The organism is Nonomuraea polychroma, from assembly GCF_004011505.1.
Lineage (GTDB): Bacteria > Actinomycetota > Actinomycetes > Streptosporangiales > Streptosporangiaceae > Nonomuraea > Nonomuraea polychroma.
On sequence record NZ_SAUN01000001.1, the window covers coordinates 1,731,838 to 1,749,479 of the forward strand.

The window sequence follows — 17,642 nt, forward strand, 5'->3', positions numbered from 1 at the left end:
TGAATGCCCGGTGCGCAAGGGTTCGCCGACATCGCGATCATGGAAGCCTGAGCTCGGCGAACACCGGCCGATGATCGGTGCGCCGTAACGACAGCACTTCGAACGCCCGCACCGCCATGCGCGAGTCGGCCAGCACATGGTCGATCGTCACCCCCGGCGACTGGACCAACGAGCCGTTCTGCGGCCAGGTGGCCACGAACCCCTTCCCCATGACGTCGGCCGCGTCCCGGTAGCCCGCCGCCAGCAACTCCCGCATCGGCAGGTGGTCGAGTGTGGCGTTGAAGTCGCCCGCCAGCACCCGCAGCGCATCGCCCCCACGCGGCAGCGCCTCCAATCCGGCCTGCCAGCACGGCTGCCGGCCGTACCGTTTGGGCGCGCACGGGTGCACCGACACGACCTCGATCCGCACGCCGCCGGGATGCTTCAGCCAGGCCGTGGCCTGACCGAACCCTCCCTTCTTGATCAGCGGCCCGGCTTCGAGAGGGTGCCTGGCGTACACGGCGGACCCGCCGACGCCCGGCAGGGGATGGGTGACGGCGTGCGGAAGCACCTTGCGTACGCCCGCCTCGTCCAGCCGCTCCATGGAGGCCGCCGTGAACTCCTGCAGCGCCAGCACGTCCGGCCGCAGCCGGTCGACCAGCCGCATCAGCTCGGCCGTGTCCGCCTGCCCCACCAGCAGGTTGGCCGCGAGTACCCGCAGCACCGGCCCCTTCGCCTGCGGATTGCCGTCGGACAGCGCCCGCGGCAGCACGGCCGGCACCAGCGCCAGCACCGCCACGAGCCCGACGGTGCCCGCCGCCCGCCGCCGCAGCACCCAGGCCAGCACCCCTCCCGCCACCGCCGCCACCGTCGCGTACGGCGTATACGCCACCACCGGCACCCACGGCCAGTCCGGCTCGAACCCGCTCAATCGCACCGCCGCCCACAAGGTGAAGGGAACCACGGCAATCCAGCTCATCCATGTCCGCACGCCCTGTATCGCCACATGTCCCCGCACGGGTTCACGCCGTTAAGGTGTGCTCCATGAACGACGCCGAAGCCCGGGTGCTGAACGCCATAGACGACGCCGAGACCGTCGACCTGCTGGCCGAGACCGTCAGGGTGCCGAGCGTCACCGGCACCGACGCCGAGTCCGACCTGCAGCACCGCCTCGCCCGCCTGCTCACCGAGGCGGGCATGGACGTGGACGTCTGGAAGCTCGACCTCGCCGACCTCACCGGCCGCCCCGGCTTCCCCGGCGCGGAGGCCCCGAGGACGGAGGGGTACGGCGTCGCGGCCGTGACCGCCGGCGAAGGCCCGCCCGCGCTGGCCCTCCAGGGCCACGTCGACGTCGTCCCGACCGGCGACCTGGCCAAATGGGAAGGCAGCGACCCGTTCGCCGCCAGGATCGCCGGCGACGTGCTGCACGGCCGGGGAGCCTGCGACATGAAGGCCGGGCTCGTCGCCAACCTGGCCGTGGCCAGGGCGATCAACCGGGCCGGAGTGCGGCTGGCCCGGCCGCTGGCCGTGCACTGTGTGATCAGCGAGGAGGACGGCGGACTCGGCGCGTTCGCCACCCTGGCAAGGGGTCATACGGCGGAGGCGGCCGTGATCACGGAGCCCACCAGCGGCGCGATCATCACGGCCAACGCCGGCGCGCTGACGTTCCGGCTGGAGATCGCCGGCCGGGCCGCGCACGGCGCCACCCGGTATGAGGGCGTCAACGCGATCGAGGTGTTCTGGCCGGTGTTCGAGGCGATCAGGCGCCTGGAGGCCGAGCGCAACCGGGACGTCCACGGCCTGTTCCAGGGCAACCCGATGCCGTACCCGATCGAGATCGGCACCGTGCGGGCGGGCGACTGGGCCAGCACCGTGCCCGACCTGCTCGTCGCCGAGGGACGGCTCGGGGTGCGGCTGGGGGAGGATCCGGCGGCCGCGCGGGCGGCGTTCGAGCAGGCGGTGGCGGAGGTCGCGCATCCCTGGCTCCGTACCAACCCGCCGGTGGTGACGTGGCCGGGCGGCCAGTTCGCCAGCGGGCGGCTGCCGGCCGGGCACGAGCTGCTCGGCGAGGTGCGCCGGGCGGTCGCCGACACGACCGGCGGCGAGCCCGCCGAGTCGGCCGCGCCGTACGGGAGCGACCTGCGGCTCTACGCCGCGGGCGGCATCCCGACGCTGCACTACGGCCCCGGGGACGTCCGGTACGCGCACGCCCCCAGGGAGCAGGTCAGGCTGAGCGAGCTGCGCGAGGTCACGCGGGCACTGGCACTGCTCGCGGTGCGCCGCTGCGGAGTGCTTTCAGCGGCCGGCTGACCAGCAGCCCGGACAGGCCGCTGTTGCCGCGGGCGAGCCGGTGCCCGCCGTGAACGAGCCGACCGGGCCTTTGTGTCAAGCGGACTCGACCGGCAGGCCGGCCTGGACCCAGTCCTCGATGCCCTCGACGTACCTCCGGACGTCGGTGTAGCCGAGCGCGCCCAGCCGGGTCGCCACGGCCTTGCTGTTGGAGCAGGACGGGTTCGTGCAGTACGTGACGATGGTGGCGTCCTTGTCGGGCAGCAGCGCCGCGGCGCGGTCGGCGACCTCGCTCTCGACCAGGGAGATCGCGCCTGGCAGGTGCTGCTGGGCGTAGTAGTCGCCGCCGAGCGTGTCGACCACCGTCACGGTGCCCAGGGCGGCCTTCAATTCGTCGCGGGTGATGACGTTCATTGTGTCCTCCAGGGGAATTGGACTACAGTCCGTTTTGTGGATGACTCGGAAGCTACTGGACCGCAGTCCGCTTCGTCAAGCATGCCTCTGGAGCTGCTGCGTGCCCGGCCGCCCAAGGAACGCGCGGATGCGGCACGCAACAGGGAGAAGGTGCTCACTGCGGCGGCGGCGCTCTTCGCGGAGAAGGGCGTCGAGGTGGTGTCCATGGACGCGATCGCCGCGGCGGCCGGGGTGGGGAAGGGCACGCTGTTCCGCCGGTTCGGCGACAAGTCAGGACTGGCCGTGGCGCTCCTGGACGACCGCGAACGCGATCTCCAACAGCGCATCCTGTCCGGCCCACCACCCCTCGGCCCGGGGGCCCCCGCCCGCGAGCGCCTCACCGCCTTCGTCGCCGCCTACCTGCACTACCTCTTCGACCACCTGGACTTGGTCCGCATGTCAGAGACCGCCAGCCCCGGCGCCCGCTACCGCATCGGCGCCTACCGCTTCTGGCACCGGCACGTGGCCATCCTCCTGGCCGAAGCCCGCCCAGACGCCGACGCGGACGTCCTGTCCCACGCGCTACTGGCCGCCATCGGCGCAGAAGTAGCCGGCGTACTGAAAACCGAGTACGGCCAGGACCGCACCATCCAGGCCATCACCACCCTGGCCCTGTCCACAGCCACGCCACCCTGACCCCACGTCCCGCACCCGCGCGGCCTGCGTCGGCTCCCGCCCGCCCTCCCGCGCCCGCCGTGCCGGCCCGCGCCGGCCTGCACTCGCCCTCACCGGTTGCGCCGGCCGCGCCCGTGGTGTGGCCGTGCGGGGTCGGCGGCGCGAGCGCGGCAGGGCGGTCCCAGGGCCCCGCTTTCGCCTCGATGGGCTAAGCGGAGGCGGTGGTGACGCGGCGGCGGGCCTCCGGGACGATGAGCGGGGTGCCGGACTGCGGGTCCGGGATGATCTCGCACCGGAGGTCGAACACCTCGTGCACCAGCTCCGGGGTGACGATCTCGGTCGGGTCCCCCTCGGCCACGACCGTCCCGGCCTTCATCACGATCAGGTGCGTGGCGTACCGGCAGGCCTGGTTCAGGTCGTGCAGCACCGCCACCATGGTCCGCCCCGCCTCGTGCAGGTCGGCACAGAGATCGAGCACCTCGATCTGGTGGGAGATGTCCAAGAACGTGGTCGGCTCGTCCAGCAGGAGGATCGGCGTCTCCTGCGCCAGCGCCATGGCCAGCCACACCCGCTGCCGCTGCCCGCCCGACAGCTCGTCCACGATCCGGTCGGCCAGCTCCGCCACGTCGGTGGCGCGCATGGCCTCGGCCACGGCGGCCTCGTCGGCCCGCGACCACTGCCGCATGAGCCGCTGGTGCGGATAACGCCCCCGGGCCACCAGGTCCGCCACGGTGATGCCGTCCGGCACGATCGAGCTCTGCGGCAGCAGCCCCAGCCGCCGCGCCACCTCCTTCGACGGCAGCGACGTGATGACGCTCCCGTCCAGGTGCACGGCGCCGGACTTGGGCTTGAGCATCCTCGCCAGGGCCCGCAGCAGAGTGGACTTGCCGCACGCGTTCGGGCCGATGATCACCGTGAAGGACGCGTCGGGGATCGCCACGCTCAGGTCCGTTGCCACGACGCGCTGGTCGTAGGCGAGGGTCAGGCCGGTGCCGGACAGACGTGCATCGGGCATCAGTGGCGGTCCTTTCGCAGGAGCAGGGCGAGGTACGTGCCGCCGATGGCGGCGGTCAGCACGCCGACGGGCAGCTGGGTGGGGGCGAGCAGCCGCTGAGCCGCCAGGTCGGCGCCGGTCAGCAGCACGGCGCCCATCAGTGCCGAGGCCCCCATCGTGACGCCGGGGGAGCGGGTGAGCCGCCGGGCCAGCTGGGGCGCGGCGAGCGCGACGAAGACGACGGGGCCGGCGGCGGCGGTGGCCACGCCGGACAGCAGCACACCGGCCGTGATGGCCACCGCGCGTACCGCCTCGACCCTGATGCCCACGGCCTTGGCCGCGTCGTCACCCATCTCGATCATCCGCATGGGCCGCGCCAGATAGAGGCACACGGGCACCAGCAGGGCCACCGCCAGCGCGACCGGTTGCGCGTGGTCCCACCCGCGCCCGCTCAGGCTGCCGGTGAGCCACGCGCCCGCGGTGGCCGCGTCGTTGATGTTCGCCCGGGTCAGCAGGTAGGAGTTGACCGCCAGCAGCAGCGCGTTCGCGCCGATGCCGACCAGGACCAGCCGGTAGCCCTGCACGCCGCCGCGGAAGGCCAGCGCGTACACCAGCACGGCCGTGATGACGCACCCGGCCAGCGCGCCGCCGGCGATCGTCATGGCCGAGCCGCCGGCGACCACGGCGATGATGCCGCCGGTCGAGGCGCCGGCGGTGAAGCCGATGAAGTCGGGGCTCCCCAAGGGGTTCCTGGTGAGGCTCTGGAAGATCGCGCCGCTCATCCCGAACGCCGCGCCGACCAGCAGCCCCGTCACCACGCGCGGCGCGCGGAGCTTGCTCACGATCAGCTCGGCGACCGGCGTGCTCTGGCCGAAGAGCGCGGTGATGATGTCGGGCACGGGCACGGTGAACTCGCCCGTCGAGATCGCCGCCACGGCCACCACACAGGCGACCAGCAGGAGGGCGGCGGTGACGAGCAGGGCGCGGGGCGCCAGCCGTACGGAACAGGGGCCGACACGGACGTTCACAGCGCCGCCACCCGCTTCCGCCTGGCCAGCATGATGAAGATCGGCGCGCCGATCACCGCCCACACGATCCCCACCTGCACCTCTCCCGGCCGGGCGATGAGCCGGCCCACCACGTCCGCCCCCAGCAGCAGCACCGGCGCGGCCACCGCCGAGTACGGCAACACCCACCGCTGGTCGGGCCCCACCAGCGCGCGCACCGCGTGCGGCACGATCAGCCCCACGAACCACAGCGGCCCGGCCGCGGCGGTGGCCGCCCCGCAGAGCAACGTGACCGCCACCCCGGTGAGCACTCTGGTACGGCCCACGGCCACGCCCAGCGCCTTGCCCGCGTCGTCGCCGAGCGCCAGCATGTTGAGCGGCCTGGCCAGCGACAGCCCCAGCACCAGCCCGGCCACCATGAACGGGGCCAGCCGCACCAGCGTGTCGGCCGTCTGCCCGGCCAGCGACCCGGTCAGCCAGAATCGCATCCGGTCGAAGGTCTGCGCGTCCATACGCAGGATGGCCGAGGCGATGGCCGTCGCCACCATGCCGAGCGCGACGCCCGCGAGCGTGAGGCGTACCGGGCTGGAGCCCGAGCGGCCCGCCGAGGCGAGCGAGTAGACCATCACGGAGGCCAGCGCGGCCCCGCCGAACGCGAACCACACGTACACCGCGGGATCGGTGAGCCCGAACACCCCGAGCGCCAGCGTGACGCCCAGCGCGGCTCCCTCGTTGATGCCGAGCAGTCCAGGGTCGGCGAGCGGGTTGCGGGTCAGGCTCTGCATGAGCGCCCCGGCCAGGCCGAGCGTGGCGCCCACGCCGATGCCGAGCAGCGTGCGCGGCACGCGGAGCTCGCGGATGACCGTGTGGTCGTTGGAGCCGTCGGGTGCGAGAAAGGCGTCGATCACCGTGGAGAACGGTACGGACCGCGCCCCCAGCGCCACGCTCGCCATCGCCATCAGGGCCAGCACCGCCAGCGCCACCATGAGTCCGGTGGCCAGCACCGCAGGGCGCGCCCACACCGGCCTCGTCGCGGACTCGGCGGGGTCGTCGGCCGCCTGGAGCGTGGTCACTGCCGGGCGCACCCGCCCCCCTCTCGTCGTGGTCAAACTTAGGCAAGGCTAATCTAATGGACTTGTAGCAAGGCAAGCCTAACCTTAGGAGATGACCATGTCGGGACCGGTACTGGCACGCAGGGGCTTCCTGTCGGCGACGGCGGGACTCGCGGCGGCCGTGACGCTGGCGGCGTGCGGTGACGACAGCGGCACGCAGGCGCAGCCCGCCACGGCCGGTTCCGCCGCCCCCACGGCCCAGGCCTGGTCGTTCACCGACGACCGCGGCAAGAAGATCGAGCAGCCCAAGGTCCCCACCAAGATCGTGGCCCAGGTCGGCGCGGCCGCCGCCCTCTGGGACTTCGGCGTGCGCCCCATCGCGGTGTTCGGCCCCCACAAGCTCAAGGACGGCAGCAAGGACCCGCAGGTCGGCAACGTCGACATCACCAAGGTCCAGGGCCTCGGCAACGTGTGGGACGAGTTCAACGTCGAGCAGTACATCGCGCTCCAGCCCGACCTCCTGGTCAGCAGCATGTACATCAAGGGCACCCTCTGGTACGTGCCCGAGAAGTCCAAGGACACCATCGAGCAGATCGCCCCGACCGCGGGCATCATGCTCACCGGCAAGAGCGCCACCCAGGTGATCGCCAAGTACGAGGAACTGGCCAAGTCCCTCGGCGCCGACATGCAGGGCGTGCCGGAGGCCAAGGCCCGCATGGAGGCCGCCACCAAGGAACTCGCCCAGTTCAAGGACCTGAAGATCCTCATGGCGTCGGGCGGCGCGGACGCCTTCTGGATCGTCAACCCGCCCGAGTACCCGGACATCGTTCACCTCACCCAGGCCGGCTTGAACGTGGTCACCCCGTCCAAGGTGGACCAGGGTGGCTTCTTCCAGACGCTGAGCTGGGAGAACGCCGACGAGTACGAGGCCGACGTCATCCTCTACGACACCCGCACCCAGGCGCTCAAGCCCGAGGAGATGCTGAAGAAGCCCACCTTCGCCAAGCTTCCCGCCGTCAAGGCCGGCCAGCTCTACCCGTGGAACGCCGAGGCGCCCTACAGCTACCAGGGGTACGCGGACTTCCTCGAGGCCCTCGTGGCGAACCTGAAGAAGGCTAAAAAGCTCCTCTGACCTCGACGATCTCGGCGAGGGGGAACTCGAGGTAGTCGCCTGCCTCCTCGCACCAGGCGTCGAGCGCGCCGCCCTTGAGCTCGCCGTGGCTGATCGTGGCGGTCAGCCCGTCGGTGAGCGTGATGCCGGCCCGCACACCTCGGTCCACCACGAAGCCCAGCAGCGACTGCTGCGCCGTCGGCAACCTGGTCGCCATCCTGCCGATGATCGCCCAGGTGCGGCCGCTCTTGTCGGCCTCCGCCCGGCTGGCGGCGATCAGCCGGCGGGCGTGCTCCTGCGGGTCGGGCGGCGGCTCGGCCAGCAGATGGGCCGGCGCCTCCAACGCGTCGAGGCCGTGGAGCTCCGGCAGCTCGGCCACCTGACCGCCGGGCAGCAGGATCAGCTTGCCGTTGTCGCGGTCTTCACGCTCGGCGAGCTCTGCGGCCCTGACCCGGTGGATGGTGATTTCGCCGGTGTCGGAGACGGGCACCGGCGAATAGCCGGCCTCGCGTAGCGCGGACAGCGTGCGCTCGGCCCCGGCCGCGCTCACCAGCACCGTGGGGGCGAGCAGGCGCAGGCCGAGCCGGCCCAGCCGCCGGTGCGCGGCGATCTCGGCGAGCAGTGACGGGTCGCCGGCCTGGATGACGCAGCCGACCGTGGTGACCGTCACCTCGCCGTGCCGGCGCGCGGTGTCGCGGACGAGGTATTCGAGCGGCTGCGGGATGGCGCCGACCGCCGCCAGCTCGTCGAGCAACTCGTCGGGGTCGTAGCCGCGGTCGAGCGCCCGGCGCACGCTCTCGGCGGTGAAGCGCCACACCGAGGCGGCGCCCCGCGACTCCCGCTCGGCTACCCGGTCGAGCAGCGCCGCCAGCTCCGCCGACGGCGGGCCGGTCACCACCGCCGTCAGATCGGGGCCGAACAACGCGCTCCTGCGCACGCTCGCCAGCGCCCGCGTGGACACCTCGACGAGCACGGGATCGTGCTCGACCACGGGGACGACCTCGTCGTTCTCGTCCCCCGGCCGGGCGGTCAGGCCCGCCAGCGCCCGGCCGAGATCGGTCAACGCGTCGTTGGCCACCAGGCCGAGCAGCCGGGCCTCGTCCAGCACCGGGGGCGCACAATCCAGCAGCAGCTGGTGGTCGATCAGCGGCGCGTGCCAGTGGACGCTCGCGATGAGGCTGTCGCGGTCGGCGAACGCAGCTCCGGCGGGCAGGCAGGCCAGCACCGACAACACCGACCGGCGCACCCGGGCCACGGCGTCGCCCGCGGGTTCGTCGCCGAGGACGGTGCCGTACTTGCCGTCGATCTTGCGGAGCGACGAGCGCTCCATGCGCCACCACGCCGACAGCAGCACCCGCAGCCGGGCCGACCCCTCATCCAGCCGCCACCGGTCGAAGCGCTCCGTGGGCACCAGTCCGCCGGCCGCCTCGTCCCAGGCCAGCAGCCTGGCCACCGCGCAGATCTCCAGCAGCAGGCGGGTCTCGTCCTCGTCGCAGCCGGTCTCCTTGGCCACCCTGCGTACCTCGCGCACGCCCACGCCGCCGGTCTTCAGCAGCGGCAGGGGCGTCTTGGAGGTGTTGTCGAGCAGAGCCGCGCACCGCTCGACCACGTGCGGCGCGGCCAGCGTCATCAGATGGTCGACCTCTTCGGGATCGACCGGGATCGTGGCCACCTCGGGCGCCGCGGGCAGGAAGGGCGGGTGGTAGCCGGGGCCGCGCAGGCAGATCGCCACCTCGCGGGGGATCTCCGCCATGTGCCAGCTGGGCCGGAAGAGCAGGCCGTGGTCGGCGCACCACTTCTCCGGCGTGCCGGGGGTGACGAACCTGCCGCCGTCCACGGGCAGCGCGGGGCCTTCCCCGGCGAACCGGTCGAGCAACTCGGCGGTGCCGGCCGGGGCTCCACTGGTCAGGGCCTTGATCCGCGCGGCGTCGCCGAGCGTCTCGGCCACGCGGGCGATCGTGCGTCGTTTGTGGCCCTGAGCGGGCAGGCCGAGGTTGCGGGCGAGCGCGCGCAGCGCGTCGTTGCTGATCGTCCAGGAGTTGAGGTAGTGGTCGAGCGGCTCGCCGAGGCCGAGCGGCGCGGCCCACCAGCGTGCCACGCCCTCCGCCAGATGGATCACGCCGTCGTCACCCGGCCAGGCCAGCGCGTGGTCGTAGAGGTGTGCGAGCCAGCGGTTCACCTCATCGGCCGGCGCGTCGACGAAGGCCGCGAGCTGCTCGGCGGTGGGCGCGCGCAGGGCCAGCGCCGCCTCGGCCAGCTGCAGGCAGGGGAGCGGCAGCCGCTGCAGCGTCTCCATCACGGCGAAGCCGTTGCCGAGGCGCTGGGCGAGCGTGTCGAGCCGCCGCGGCCACGGCGCGGCGATGGCGTCCGGCCTGTTCGCCAGGATGCGGGCAAGCCTGTCTTCGTCTAGTGTTCGCAGCCAGCCGAGCAGGTGATCTTCCATCTGTCAGCACTCTCATGGGGTCGCGCGCGGGACTCACCGTGAGCCATGACCATCCACGGTAATGCAGATCACCCCCGGTCAGGAGAGGACTGCCCAGACGATCTTCCCGTGAGGCGCCAGCGCCGACCAACCCCAGCGGTGGCTGAGTGATTCGACGATGTGGAGTCCGAGGCCACCGGTGTCCAGGGGCCCAGGGTATCGCAGCACCGGCACCGAGGGGCCTGGATCGGTGAAGGCGCACGTCACCAGCGGTCCGTGACGGACGAGGGACATGTGGACGGGGCAGTCGCGGCGCGGCTCGGTCAGGCGCAGGCCGTGGCGCAGCGCGTTGGTCGCCAGCTCCGAGACCACCAGCTCCATGTTCTCGATCAGCTCGGCGAGCCCCCATCCCGTCAGGGCGCCGGTGGTGAAGCTGCGGGCGGAGTGGACCGAGGACGGGGTGGGCGGGAGCACGAACGTGGCGCTTGCGGACGTGCCGGGGACCAGCAGATCGCGTGCCGCCTCCGGCCACCAGCCGACCGGGGGCCACCAATCGAACGTAGTCCACTGGGCGGGCGGCGCCGTGGTGGATTGCACGGTGATCATTCTGCGGCAAACTCTCGTGCAGGTGCAAGAGCGAATGCACGTGCAGACAAACCGTGCACGCGCTACGGTTGCCATCAAATGGTCAACATGGGGGAAAGGGGATCTTGTCCGCGGCCCATGATCTTTCGGCCGTGAAGTGACAGACTGTGTCGCAAGGAAACGACCAAGGAGCAGCACGTGTCCATTGATCCGCCCGGCTCCGGCTCGACCGTTCGGCGCATCATGCTGGGGGCGAGCCTGCGGCGCCTGCGTGAAGCCAGCGGGCTCGACCGGGCACAGGCCGGATTCCACATCCGGGCGTCCGAGTCCAAGATCAGTCGTATGGAGCTCGGCCGCGTCGGATTCAAGACACGTGACGTGGAAGACCTGCTCACCCTGTACGGCGTCGTCGACGATGCCGAGCGCCGAGCCCTGCTGGAGATGGTTCGCGAGGCCAACACCCCCGGGTGGTGGCACAAGTACTCGGCCGAGCTGCCCTCGTGGTTCACCACTTACGTGGGCCTGGAGGAGGCCGCCAGCCTGATCCGCACTTATGAAGTGCAGTTCGTGCCAGGCCTGCTGCAGACGGCCGCCTATGCGAAATCGGTCTTCGAGCTTGGCAATCCCGATGCGGGTCCGGAGAGAATCGAACGCCGCGTGCACATGCGCATGCAGCGTCAGGAGCGCTTCACCCAGAAGGACGGACCCCGGTTGTGGGCCGTCATCGACGAGGCGGCGCTCATGCGGACCATCGGTGGGCGGGAGGTCATGCGCGAGCAGCTCCAGCATCTGCTGGAGGTCGCTGCCCTGCCCAACATCACCATCCAGGTGATGCCCTTCAGGTTCGGCAAGCACGCCGCTGAAGGGGGTGCGTTCAGCATCTTGCGGTTTCCCGAGTCCGACTTGTCGGACGTTGTCTACGTCGAACAGCTCTGGGGTGCCCTGTACCTGGACAAACGTGAGGACGTCGATCCGTACCTCACGGCCATGGAGCAGCTGTGCGTGGAGAGCACCACGCCAGGGGGCACCGTCGAGCTCATCGGCGGTCTTCTCAGAAAGATTTAGATGAACCAGACCTACAACGGCATGCCGGCGACCGACCTGACGCAGGTCGCCTGGCGTAAGAGCCGCTACAGCAACTCGCAGGGCAACTGCGTGGAGCTCGCGGAGCTTCCCGACGGCGGGATCGCGGTCCGCAACTCCCGTTTCCCCGACGGCCCTGCCCTCATCTACACCCGTGACGAGATCCGGGCCCTGGTGCTGGGGGTGAAGGACGGAGAATTCGACGGCCTCCTCGTGTAACACCGTATTAACCTCCGGCGCGCCTGCTTAACGGGGGTGCGCCGGAGGCGTAACCGCCCGGCCTCGTCCTGAGGACAGGATTCAGGTCATGCTCGACCAGATGACCCTGTATCCGATCGCCGACGACGTGCTGTTCGCGCCGGGCGGCAAGGTCGTGATTCGCACTTATGGCGTGGCGCCGGCGACGACGGGCGCCTCCGTTTCCTACCGCACGTGGGTGACCGGCATCCGCGACCAGCCGCGCTACTGGCACTGGGGCCATTTCGAGGACGCCACCTCGGGGCACCGCAGGGTGCTGGAGTGGCTCACGGGCCGGGGGCCGCAGCCTTCCCAAGCGCCGGCGTGATCGCTATCCTCTTGCCAAGCAACCGCTTGGTAGAGGAGGCCTGGTGCGGCGCGCGATCCACCTGCTCGAGGAGGTCGACTTCAGGCCGATGAACTCCAGGCGGCCACTGGAGTATCTGACCTGGCTGACCACGTACAAACGCGAAGACGAGACCCGCACCGCTCCCGAGCTCACCTCCGGCACCTCCATCAGGTCCCGCGAGATCGACCTCGTCGGCGCCTTCTACGCCGTCGGCATCACCGGCCATCCGCAGTTCAAGGCCGTCACGCTCTGGGACTGCCACGGCGGCTGGGAGGGCGGCTGGCGGCAGATGATGGAGATCTACCAGGGGGTCGACGCCCGCCTGTTCCTGTCCGACATCGACGACCTGCGCTTCTCCGCATTCTCGCGGCCGCTCGGCGCCGTGGCCGGCTGCCCGCCGCTGGCCGAGGCCCCCGCCGCCGAGCTCTACCTCTTCGAAAGCGCCCGGGTACGCCCCGGGGCGGCGCTCGACTATCTCGCCGCCGTACGCGCCGAGCGCGCCCCGCTGCTCGCCGAGCACGGCCACACCCTGGTCGGCCTGTACGAGGTGCTCTTCTGCGACACCGAGGCGGTCACCCTGTGGGCCGTCTCGCTCGACGACCACCTGGCTACCCAGCGCGCCCGCGACGCCGCACTCGGCCTCGACGACGAGGTCGCGCCCGATTCCCGGCTACTGGACTGGGGAAAACGGGCTCGCGACTACCTTGACGGCCCGTGGCGTGAGACGCTTCTGGCACCGTTCCCCGGCTGTCGCCTGGCGCCAGGGGCCCTGCCGGGCTAGCGTCGGCTGCGGAGGTGGCCATGGCGGACCCATACCTCTCCAACGGGCAGAGACCCGACGATCACGTCGCCGCCTGCCCGGACTGCAGCGCGGCTCTCGCGCTGCTCGACCATCCGGACCCGGCGCTCGCGCCGCCGCCCACGTTACGCGAGGCGGTGTTGTCCAAGGCGCGCCGCCGCCGCAGCCCCGCCCTGATCGGGGTGGCGACCGTGGCGGTGCCGTACGCCGAGCAGGTGGCGCTCATGGACGACCTGCTGGGCGAGCTGCGCCTGGACCAGTGGGACGCCCCGGTCGCCAAGCACGGCACGGTCAGGGGCATGGTCGAGCACCTGGCGGCCAACGACGCCACCGTCGCCCAGTTCATGGGCGTGCCCGCGGCTCAGGCGGCTCCCGTGCACCGGCACTGGCGTGAGCAGGCGGGCAACCTGCTCGAACGGGTCTCCTCCAGCAGCGAGGTGCTGCTCGGCGTCGAGGTGACGCTGGCGGGGACGCGGCCGGCCCGGGCGCCGCTGCGCCAGGCCATGATCCAGCGCACGTTCGAGACGTGGACCCACGCCGACGACATCAGGGCCGCCACCGACCGCTCCAGGTCCGCGCCCCGCGACGAGCACGTGCACATGATCGCCGAGTTCGGTCTGGCGATGCTGCCGCGCGCGCTGAAGGGGCCGCGCCGCGACGTCTCGGCGACCATCATGCTGACCGGGCCCGGCGGCGGCACCTGGACGATCCCGCTCTCACCCACCTCGGACCACGTCGCCGTGCTGATCTCGGCCGACGCGGTGGGCTTCTGCCGGCTGCTGGCCAACCGATGGCCGCCGGACTTCTTCCCGTACGCCGCCGAGGGCGACCCCGTCCTCGCCCGTGACCTGATCCGTGCCGCCGCGACGTTGGGGTGCGACTGATGAGCGACATGGACTTGTGTGCTCGCTTGACGGCGGGGGACCTGGACGCGCTGGCGGACGCCTACGACCAGCACGGGTCGCACGTGTATGGGATCGCCGCCACGATCACCGGAAGCCAGGAGTACGCCGAGGAGATCACCCAGAGCGTCTTCGTCGCCCTGTGGGAGCAGCCCCTGTCGTACGACCCGAGCCTCGGCTCGTTGCGCGGCTGGCTGGTCAGCCGCGCGCTGCACGAGTCGGCGCTGCGCTCTAAAGTGAGTTGACGGGCGCGTTCCAGGTCAGGAGCACGGGTTCGGCGTGCTCGAACCCGAGCCGCGAGTAGGTCCCGGTCTCCAGCTTCAACAACCTGCCCTCCGAGGCCTGCAGGCCCAGCCAGCGGGCGGCCAGCACGCGCAGGAAGTGCCCGTGCGCGACCAGCACCACCCGGCCCTCGGCCGCCCTGGCCCGCGTGATCACCCGGTCGGCGCGAGCGGCCACCTGGGCGGCGCTCTCGCCGGGGTGCTCGGCGTCGCCGGGGATCACGCCGTCACGCCACAGGTACCAGCCCGGCCGGGTCTCGCGGATCTTCGGCGTGGTGATGCCCTCGTAGCCGCCGTAGTCCCACTCCCACAGATCCGCATCCACCTCGTAGTCCGTCAGCCCCGCCAGCTCCGCCGTGCGCCGGGCGCGCTGGGCGGGGGAGACCAGCACCAGGTCGAACGACCGCTCCTTGACCAGCGGCGCCAGCGCCCTGGCCTGATCCTCGCCGTGCTCCGTCAAAGGCAGGTCCGTACGTCCGGTGTGCTTGCCCGCCTTGCTCCATTCGGTCTCACCGTGCCGGAGCAGCAGCATCTCATCCATGGACTCCATCATCCGGCACGCTTGACCTCAACCAAGCTTGAGGTAGCAGGGTTGGGGGCATGGAAGCGATCAGACTGCACGCATACGGCCCTGCTGCGAACCTCCGCCTTGAGAGCGTGCCCGACCCGGTGGCCGGCGCCGGGGAGGTGCGCATCGCCGTGCACGCGGCCGGCCTGCACTTCATCGAGACCCTCATGCGCCGGGGGCAGGCCGTCGGGCCGCACCCCGCGCCGGCGCTGCCCGCCATCCTCGGAGGGGAAGTGGCCGGCGTGGTGGAGTCCGTGGGCGAGGAAGTGCCCGCCGAGCTCGTGGGACGCCGCGTGGTGACATCCGACGTGACGTCAGGAGGGTACGCTTCGCTCGCCGTGGCGTCCGCCTCCTCGCTGGCCACGCTTCCCGGCCATGTGGACTACGGTCCGGCGGTGGCCATGAACACCACCGGAGCCACCACCTTCGGGCTGCTGGAGCTGGCGCCTCTGAGCGCATCTGACGTGGTGCTGGCCACGGCCGCGGCGGGCGGCATCGGGACGCTGCTCGTGCAGTACGCGCGCGGTGCCGGCGCCCGCGTGATCGGGGCGGCCGGCGGGCCGGCGAAGGTGCGGCGGGTCGAGGAGCTCGGGGCGGACCTGGCCGTGGACTATCGGCAGCCCGGCTGGGACAAGCTGGTACGCGAGGCGTTCGGCGAGGTCACCGTGGCCTTCGACGGGGTCGGCGGCGAGCTCGGGCAGGCGGTGTACGGGTTGCTCGGGCGGGGCGGGCGGCACGTGGTGTTCGGTTCGGCGGCGGGGGAGTGGTTCTTCGCCGGGGAAGAGGACGCGGCGGCGCGGGGCGTGACCGTGTACGACGGGATCGCTCACCTGCTCGGCCGCGAGGGTGGCGTGGGCGATCTGCGCGCCCGGGCCCTGGACGCGGCGGCCGACGGGTCGCTCACGCCTGCCGTCCAGGCGTTCCCGCTGGCCGACGCCGCCGCGGCGCACGAGGCGCTGGAGAGCAGGAACACCATGGGCAAGGTCATCCTCGTCCCGTAGCGAGCTCCTCGACGACGGGGGCGAAGGTGGCGAGGTCGCGCTCGTTGTGCATGACGAAGTACGAAATATCATGCTCATCCCGCCAATGGCGGAGCTTGTCGACTATGTCATTATGCGTACCGAGCAGCACCTGGGGCGTCTCGTCCAGCGACGAGCTGTCGGCCGCGCTCCACGTCTCCTCCGCCTTCCTCGCACCCACCTGGACCACGCTCGTGCCCAGTTCCAGGCGGGTGTAGCGGTCGCCGGCGGCCGCGCGGACGTGCTGCAGCTTGCCCAGGAACGCCTCAAGCCCGCCGTCCCGCGTGTCGGGCCCGCTGCCGTCCGGCCGCACCCGCATCCCGATGTTGACGATGTCGGCCTGCTCGGCCGCCAGCCGTAGTACCCGGGGCCCGCCGCCGCCCAGCACCAGCGGCGGATGCGGCCGCTGTACGGGCTTGGGCCGCTGATCGAGCCCGTCGATCCGATAGTGGTCACCGCGGAAGTCGAACGTCCCGTCCCCCCAGAGCCCTTTGAGCACCGCGACCGCCTCCCGCAGCCGCTCCACCCGCACCCCGGGCGCGTCCAGCGCCATCCCGGCGCCCGCATAGTCCTGTGCCATCCACCCGGTCCCGATCCCGACTTCCAGCCGCCCACCGGACAGGAGATCGAGCGTCGCCGCCTCCTTGGCCAGCACCGCCGGGTGCCTGAAGTCGTTGGCGAACACCAGTGCCCCCACCCGCAGCCGGTCGGTGGCGCAGGCGGCCGCGGTCAGCGCCGCGATGGGCGCGAACCGGGGCCCGACCAGGTGATCGGGCACCAACAGCACATCGAACCCGGCCCCTTCCAGCCGCCTGGCCTTTTCGGCCCACGCCTTCCCGGAGTCCGCCTCCCGCACCACGGCTCCGAACCTGAACGGCCGCACGTTTCCTCCTCTGTCGTCAAGCAAGCGCTTGGCAAAACCTTATGGGGAAAGCCTCGGCGCAGGGCAGGAGTTGATCGACTACATTGCGTCTCCGAATTGCCGGCAAGGGCACAAGGCCGGCGACGTCCAGTCCGATGAGGACCTCCGTCGGTTCGTCTACGAGGTGCTCGAAAGGGACGGCGAGTGGCTTGAGCGGCTGGAGAGCCTGTGATCTGCATGGACGTGCGGGACATGCTCCGCGTGGCCGAGAAAATGCCGGGAGGCCCGCATGTCCACGACTACGGCGCGCTGGTGGCGGCATGGTCATCCGGGGCGAGGCCGGCCTGGCGTGCCTGGAGGACTGGCTGGCCGAGCAGGTGCGCTGAGCCGTCAAGGGCGCGGTAGGGCGAGGGCGATGCCGCCGGAGGCCGCGGCGAAGACGAGCCAGGCAGCGCCCGCCGCCAGGTTGCCCAGTTGGGCGATCCAGGCGATCGGGATGAGGAACGGCGCCACGATCATGGCGATGGCCGCCCACTTCGGCGCCGCGCTGCTCAGTGCCGCGATGCCGAGCAGGACGAAGCCGAGCAGGCTGACGAAGAACGTGAACCCGAGTAGCGAGGTCGGCAGCCCTTCGTTCAGCTCCGTGACCAGCCGGTTCGTGGTCGGCACGTCCAGTCCCGCCTTGGCGGCGGCGTAGATCACGTCGTCGGTGTTCGCGCCGACCGGCAGCGCAAGGATGAACGCGAGGATCATGCCCACCAGGCCGAGCACCGGCCGGCCCGACCTGGCCACCTTGCTCACCGCGAAGATCGCCGGGATGAACGTGGCGAAGCTCAGGACGCTGACCCAGCTCCACAGGGGATAGCTGTCGAGGTTGGCGACGAAGCCCCGGATGTACGGCTCGCCCTCGGCCGTGGTGGCGAAGGGGGCGAACAGCAGCGAGAGGGCGAGCATGAGCAGTGCGACGACCGCACACGCGATCATGGCGTACCGCGTGAAACCGGCGGTCGCAGGGGGTGTCTCGACTGTGGTCAT

The 17,642-nt window shown here is 71.4% G+C and carries 21 protein-coding genes; 11 read left to right on the forward strand and 10 right to left on the reverse strand.

Annotated features, from left to right (window positions below; translation table 11 throughout):
- Window positions 1-37: 37 nt before the first annotated feature.
- Window positions 38-958, reverse strand: coding sequence for an endonuclease/exonuclease/phosphatase family protein (locus tag EDD27_RS07540; RefSeq protein ID WP_127931719.1), 921 nt, complete (start codon window positions 956-958; stop codon window positions 38-40).
- A 65-nt stretch (window positions 959-1,023) separates the two neighbouring features.
- Here EDD27_RS07540 and EDD27_RS07545 point away from each other — a divergent pair, with 65 nt between their 5' ends.
- Window positions 1,024-2,289, forward strand: a complete 1,266-nt coding sequence (locus tag EDD27_RS07545) for an ArgE/DapE family deacylase (RefSeq protein ID WP_127931720.1) — start codon at window positions 1,024-1,026, stop codon at window positions 2,287-2,289.
- Window positions 2,290-2,364: 75 nt separating this feature from the next.
- On the opposite strand, the gene EDD27_RS07550 is transcribed toward EDD27_RS07545, so the two are convergent.
- Window positions 2,365-2,682, reverse strand: coding sequence for a rhodanese-like domain-containing protein (locus EDD27_RS07550; RefSeq protein ID WP_127931721.1), 318 nt, complete (start codon window positions 2,680-2,682; stop codon window positions 2,365-2,367).
- 81 nt (window positions 2,683-2,763) lie between these two features.
- Between EDD27_RS07550 and EDD27_RS07555 the strand changes: the two genes are divergently transcribed.
- On the forward strand, window positions 2,764-3,357 hold the full coding sequence (locus EDD27_RS07555) for a TetR/AcrR family transcriptional regulator (protein WP_206641304.1): 594 nt from the start codon (window positions 2,764-2,766) through the stop codon (window positions 3,355-3,357).
- Window positions 3,358-3,544: 187 nt separating this feature from the next.
- Here EDD27_RS07555 and EDD27_RS07560 read toward each other — a convergent pair whose 3' ends face one another.
- The 3 genes from EDD27_RS07560 to EDD27_RS07570 are packed head-to-tail and all read right to left on the reverse strand — an operon-like array spanning window position 3,545 to window position 6,422.
- On the reverse strand, window positions 3,545-4,351 hold the full coding sequence (locus EDD27_RS07560) for an ABC transporter ATP-binding protein (RefSeq protein WP_127931722.1): 807 nt from the start codon (window positions 4,349-4,351) through the stop codon (window positions 3,545-3,547).
- Window positions 4,351-5,358 (reverse strand): FecCD family ABC transporter permease, encoded by a 1,008-nt coding sequence (locus EDD27_RS07565; protein WP_127931723.1) that lies wholly within the window; start codon window positions 5,356-5,358, stop codon window positions 4,351-4,353. Before EDD27_RS07565 ends, EDD27_RS07560 begins: the two co-directional genes overlap by 1 nt.
- Window positions 5,355-6,422: a FecCD family ABC transporter permease gene (locus EDD27_RS07570; RefSeq protein ID WP_241563907.1), complete on the reverse strand. Its 1,068-nt coding sequence runs from the start codon at window positions 6,420-6,422 to the stop codon at window positions 5,355-5,357. Before EDD27_RS07570 ends, EDD27_RS07565 begins: the two co-directional genes overlap by 4 nt.
- Window positions 6,423-6,507: 85 nt before the next feature.
- Between EDD27_RS07570 and EDD27_RS07575 the strand changes: the two genes are divergently transcribed.
- Window positions 6,508-7,521: an ABC transporter substrate-binding protein gene (locus tag EDD27_RS07575; protein ID WP_127931724.1), complete on the forward strand. Its 1,014-nt coding sequence runs from the start codon at window positions 6,508-6,510 to the stop codon at window positions 7,519-7,521.
- Here EDD27_RS07575 and EDD27_RS07580 read toward each other — a convergent pair.
- Both EDD27_RS07580 and EDD27_RS07585 read right to left on the reverse strand, forming a co-directional pair.
- Window positions 7,505-9,943 (reverse strand): helicase-associated domain-containing protein, encoded by a 2,439-nt coding sequence (locus EDD27_RS07580; RefSeq protein WP_127931725.1) that lies wholly within the window; start codon window positions 9,941-9,943, stop codon window positions 7,505-7,507. The two genes, EDD27_RS07575 and EDD27_RS07580, sit on opposite strands and share 17 nt — an antisense overlap.
- 78 nt (window positions 9,944-10,021) lie before the next feature.
- Window positions 10,022-10,528 (reverse strand): ATP-binding protein, encoded by a 507-nt coding sequence (locus tag EDD27_RS07585; protein WP_127931726.1) that lies wholly within the window; start codon window positions 10,526-10,528, stop codon window positions 10,022-10,024.
- 222 nt (window positions 10,529-10,750) lie between these two features.
- Between EDD27_RS07585 and EDD27_RS07590 the strand changes: the two genes are divergently transcribed.
- The 6 genes from EDD27_RS07590 to EDD27_RS07615 all read left to right on the forward strand — a co-directional run bounded on the left by EDD27_RS07590 (window position 10,751) and on the right by EDD27_RS07615 (window position 14,122).
- Window positions 10,751-11,572: a helix-turn-helix domain-containing protein gene (locus tag EDD27_RS07590; RefSeq protein WP_127940554.1), complete on the forward strand. Its 822-nt coding sequence runs from the start codon at window positions 10,751-10,753 to the stop codon at window positions 11,570-11,572.
- On the forward strand, window positions 11,573-11,809 hold the full coding sequence (locus tag EDD27_RS07595; RefSeq protein ID WP_049559738.1) for a DUF397 domain-containing protein: 237 nt from the start codon (window positions 11,573-11,575) through the stop codon (window positions 11,807-11,809).
- Window positions 11,810-11,897: 88 nt separating this feature from the next.
- Window positions 11,898-12,155: a 3'-5' exonuclease family protein gene (locus tag EDD27_RS07600; RefSeq protein WP_127931727.1), complete on the forward strand. Its 258-nt coding sequence runs from the start codon at window positions 11,898-11,900 to the stop codon at window positions 12,153-12,155.
- A 43-nt stretch (window positions 12,156-12,198) separates the two neighbouring features.
- On the forward strand, window positions 12,199-12,957 hold the full coding sequence (locus tag EDD27_RS07605) for a hypothetical protein (RefSeq protein WP_164903527.1): 759 nt from the start codon (window positions 12,199-12,201) through the stop codon (window positions 12,955-12,957).
- Between the two features lie 20 nt (window positions 12,958-12,977).
- Complete coding sequence (locus EDD27_RS07610) at window positions 12,978-13,859, forward strand: maleylpyruvate isomerase mycothiol-dependent enzyme family protein (protein WP_127931729.1); 882 nt, start codon at window positions 12,978-12,980, stop codon at window positions 13,857-13,859.
- Window positions 13,859-14,122, forward strand: a complete 264-nt coding sequence (locus EDD27_RS07615) for a sigma factor (RefSeq protein ID WP_127931730.1) — start codon at window positions 13,859-13,861, stop codon at window positions 14,120-14,122. The genes EDD27_RS07610 and EDD27_RS07615 overlap by 1 nt, the downstream gene beginning before the upstream one ends.
- On the opposite strand, the gene EDD27_RS07620 is transcribed toward EDD27_RS07615, so the two are convergent.
- Window positions 14,109-14,699 (reverse strand): histidine phosphatase family protein, encoded by a 591-nt coding sequence (locus EDD27_RS07620; protein WP_127931731.1) that lies wholly within the window; start codon window positions 14,697-14,699, stop codon window positions 14,109-14,111. The two genes, EDD27_RS07615 and EDD27_RS07620, sit on opposite strands and share 14 nt — an antisense overlap.
- 59 nt (window positions 14,700-14,758) lie before the next feature.
- Between EDD27_RS07620 and EDD27_RS07625 the strand changes: the two genes are divergently transcribed.
- Window positions 14,759-15,727 (forward strand): zinc-binding dehydrogenase, encoded by a 969-nt coding sequence (locus tag EDD27_RS07625; protein WP_127931732.1) that lies wholly within the window; start codon window positions 14,759-14,761, stop codon window positions 15,725-15,727.
- Here EDD27_RS07625 and EDD27_RS07630 read toward each other — a convergent pair.
- Window positions 15,711-16,628, reverse strand: coding sequence for a TIGR03621 family F420-dependent LLM class oxidoreductase (locus EDD27_RS07630; RefSeq protein ID WP_206641305.1), 918 nt, complete (start codon window positions 16,626-16,628; stop codon window positions 15,711-15,713). The two genes, EDD27_RS07625 and EDD27_RS07630, sit on opposite strands and share 17 nt — an antisense overlap.
- Window positions 16,629-16,698: 70 nt before the next feature.
- On the opposite strand from EDD27_RS07630, the gene EDD27_RS54010 reads away from it, so the two are divergent.
- Window positions 16,699-16,839, forward strand: coding sequence for a hypothetical protein (locus EDD27_RS54010; protein ID WP_164903528.1), 141 nt, complete (start codon window positions 16,699-16,701; stop codon window positions 16,837-16,839).
- A gap of 158 nt (window positions 16,840-16,997) precedes the next feature.
- Here EDD27_RS54010 and EDD27_RS07635 read toward each other — a convergent pair whose 3' ends face one another.
- Complete coding sequence (locus tag EDD27_RS07635; RefSeq protein WP_127931734.1) at window positions 16,998-17,642, reverse strand: hypothetical protein; 645 nt, start codon at window positions 17,640-17,642, stop codon at window positions 16,998-17,000.

Bases quoted from the DNA above. Each gene is read 5' to 3' on its own strand.
- EDD27_RS07615 (WP_127931730.1), top strand. From the start codon at position 13,859: ATGAGCGACATGGACTTGTGTGCTCGCTTGACGGCGGGGGACCTGGAC.
- EDD27_RS07575 (WP_127931724.1), top strand. From the start codon at position 6,508: ATGTCGGGACCGGTACTGGCACGCAGGGGCTTCCTGTCGGCGACGGCG.
- EDD27_RS07560 (WP_127931722.1), bottom strand. From the start codon at position 4,351: ATGCCCGATGCACGTCTGTCCGGCACCGGCCTGACCCTCGCCTACGAC.
- EDD27_RS07610 (WP_127931729.1), top strand. From the start codon at position 12,978: ATGGCGGACCCATACCTCTCCAACGGGCAGAGACCCGACGATCACGTC.
- EDD27_RS07625 (WP_127931732.1), top strand. From the start codon at position 14,759: ATGGAAGCGATCAGACTGCACGCATACGGCCCTGCTGCGAACCTCCGC.
- EDD27_RS07585 (WP_127931726.1), bottom strand. From the start codon at position 10,528: ATGATCACCGTGCAATCCACCACGGCGCCGCCCGCCCAGTGGACTACG.
- EDD27_RS07635 (WP_127931734.1), bottom strand. From the start codon at position 17,642: ATGACCACAGTCGAGACACCCCCTGCGACCGCCGGTTTCACGCGGTAC.
- EDD27_RS07580 (WP_127931725.1), bottom strand. From the start codon at position 9,943: ATGGAAGATCACCTGCTCGGCTGGCTGCGAACACTAGACGAAGACAGG.
- EDD27_RS07590 (WP_127940554.1), top strand. From the start codon at position 10,751: ATGCTGGGGGCGAGCCTGCGGCGCCTGCGTGAAGCCAGCGGGCTCGAC.
- EDD27_RS07600 (WP_127931727.1), top strand. From the start codon at position 11,898: ATGCTCGACCAGATGACCCTGTATCCGATCGCCGACGACGTGCTGTTC.
- EDD27_RS07555 (WP_206641304.1), top strand. From the start codon at position 2,764: ATGCCTCTGGAGCTGCTGCGTGCCCGGCCGCCCAAGGAACGCGCGGAT.
- EDD27_RS07620 (WP_127931731.1), bottom strand. From the start codon at position 14,699: ATGGATGAGATGCTGCTGCTCCGGCACGGTGAGACCGAATGGAGCAAG.
- EDD27_RS07595 (WP_049559738.1), top strand. From the start codon at position 11,573: ATGAACCAGACCTACAACGGCATGCCGGCGACCGACCTGACGCAGGTC.
- EDD27_RS07550 (WP_127931721.1), bottom strand. From the start codon at position 2,682: ATGAACGTCATCACCCGCGACGAATTGAAGGCCGCCCTGGGCACCGTG.
- EDD27_RS07540 (WP_127931719.1), bottom strand. From the start codon at position 958: ATGAGCTGGATTGCCGTGGTTCCCTTCACCTTGTGGGCGGCGGTGCGA.
- EDD27_RS07545 (WP_127931720.1), top strand. From the start codon at position 1,024: ATGAACGACGCCGAAGCCCGGGTGCTGAACGCCATAGACGACGCCGAG.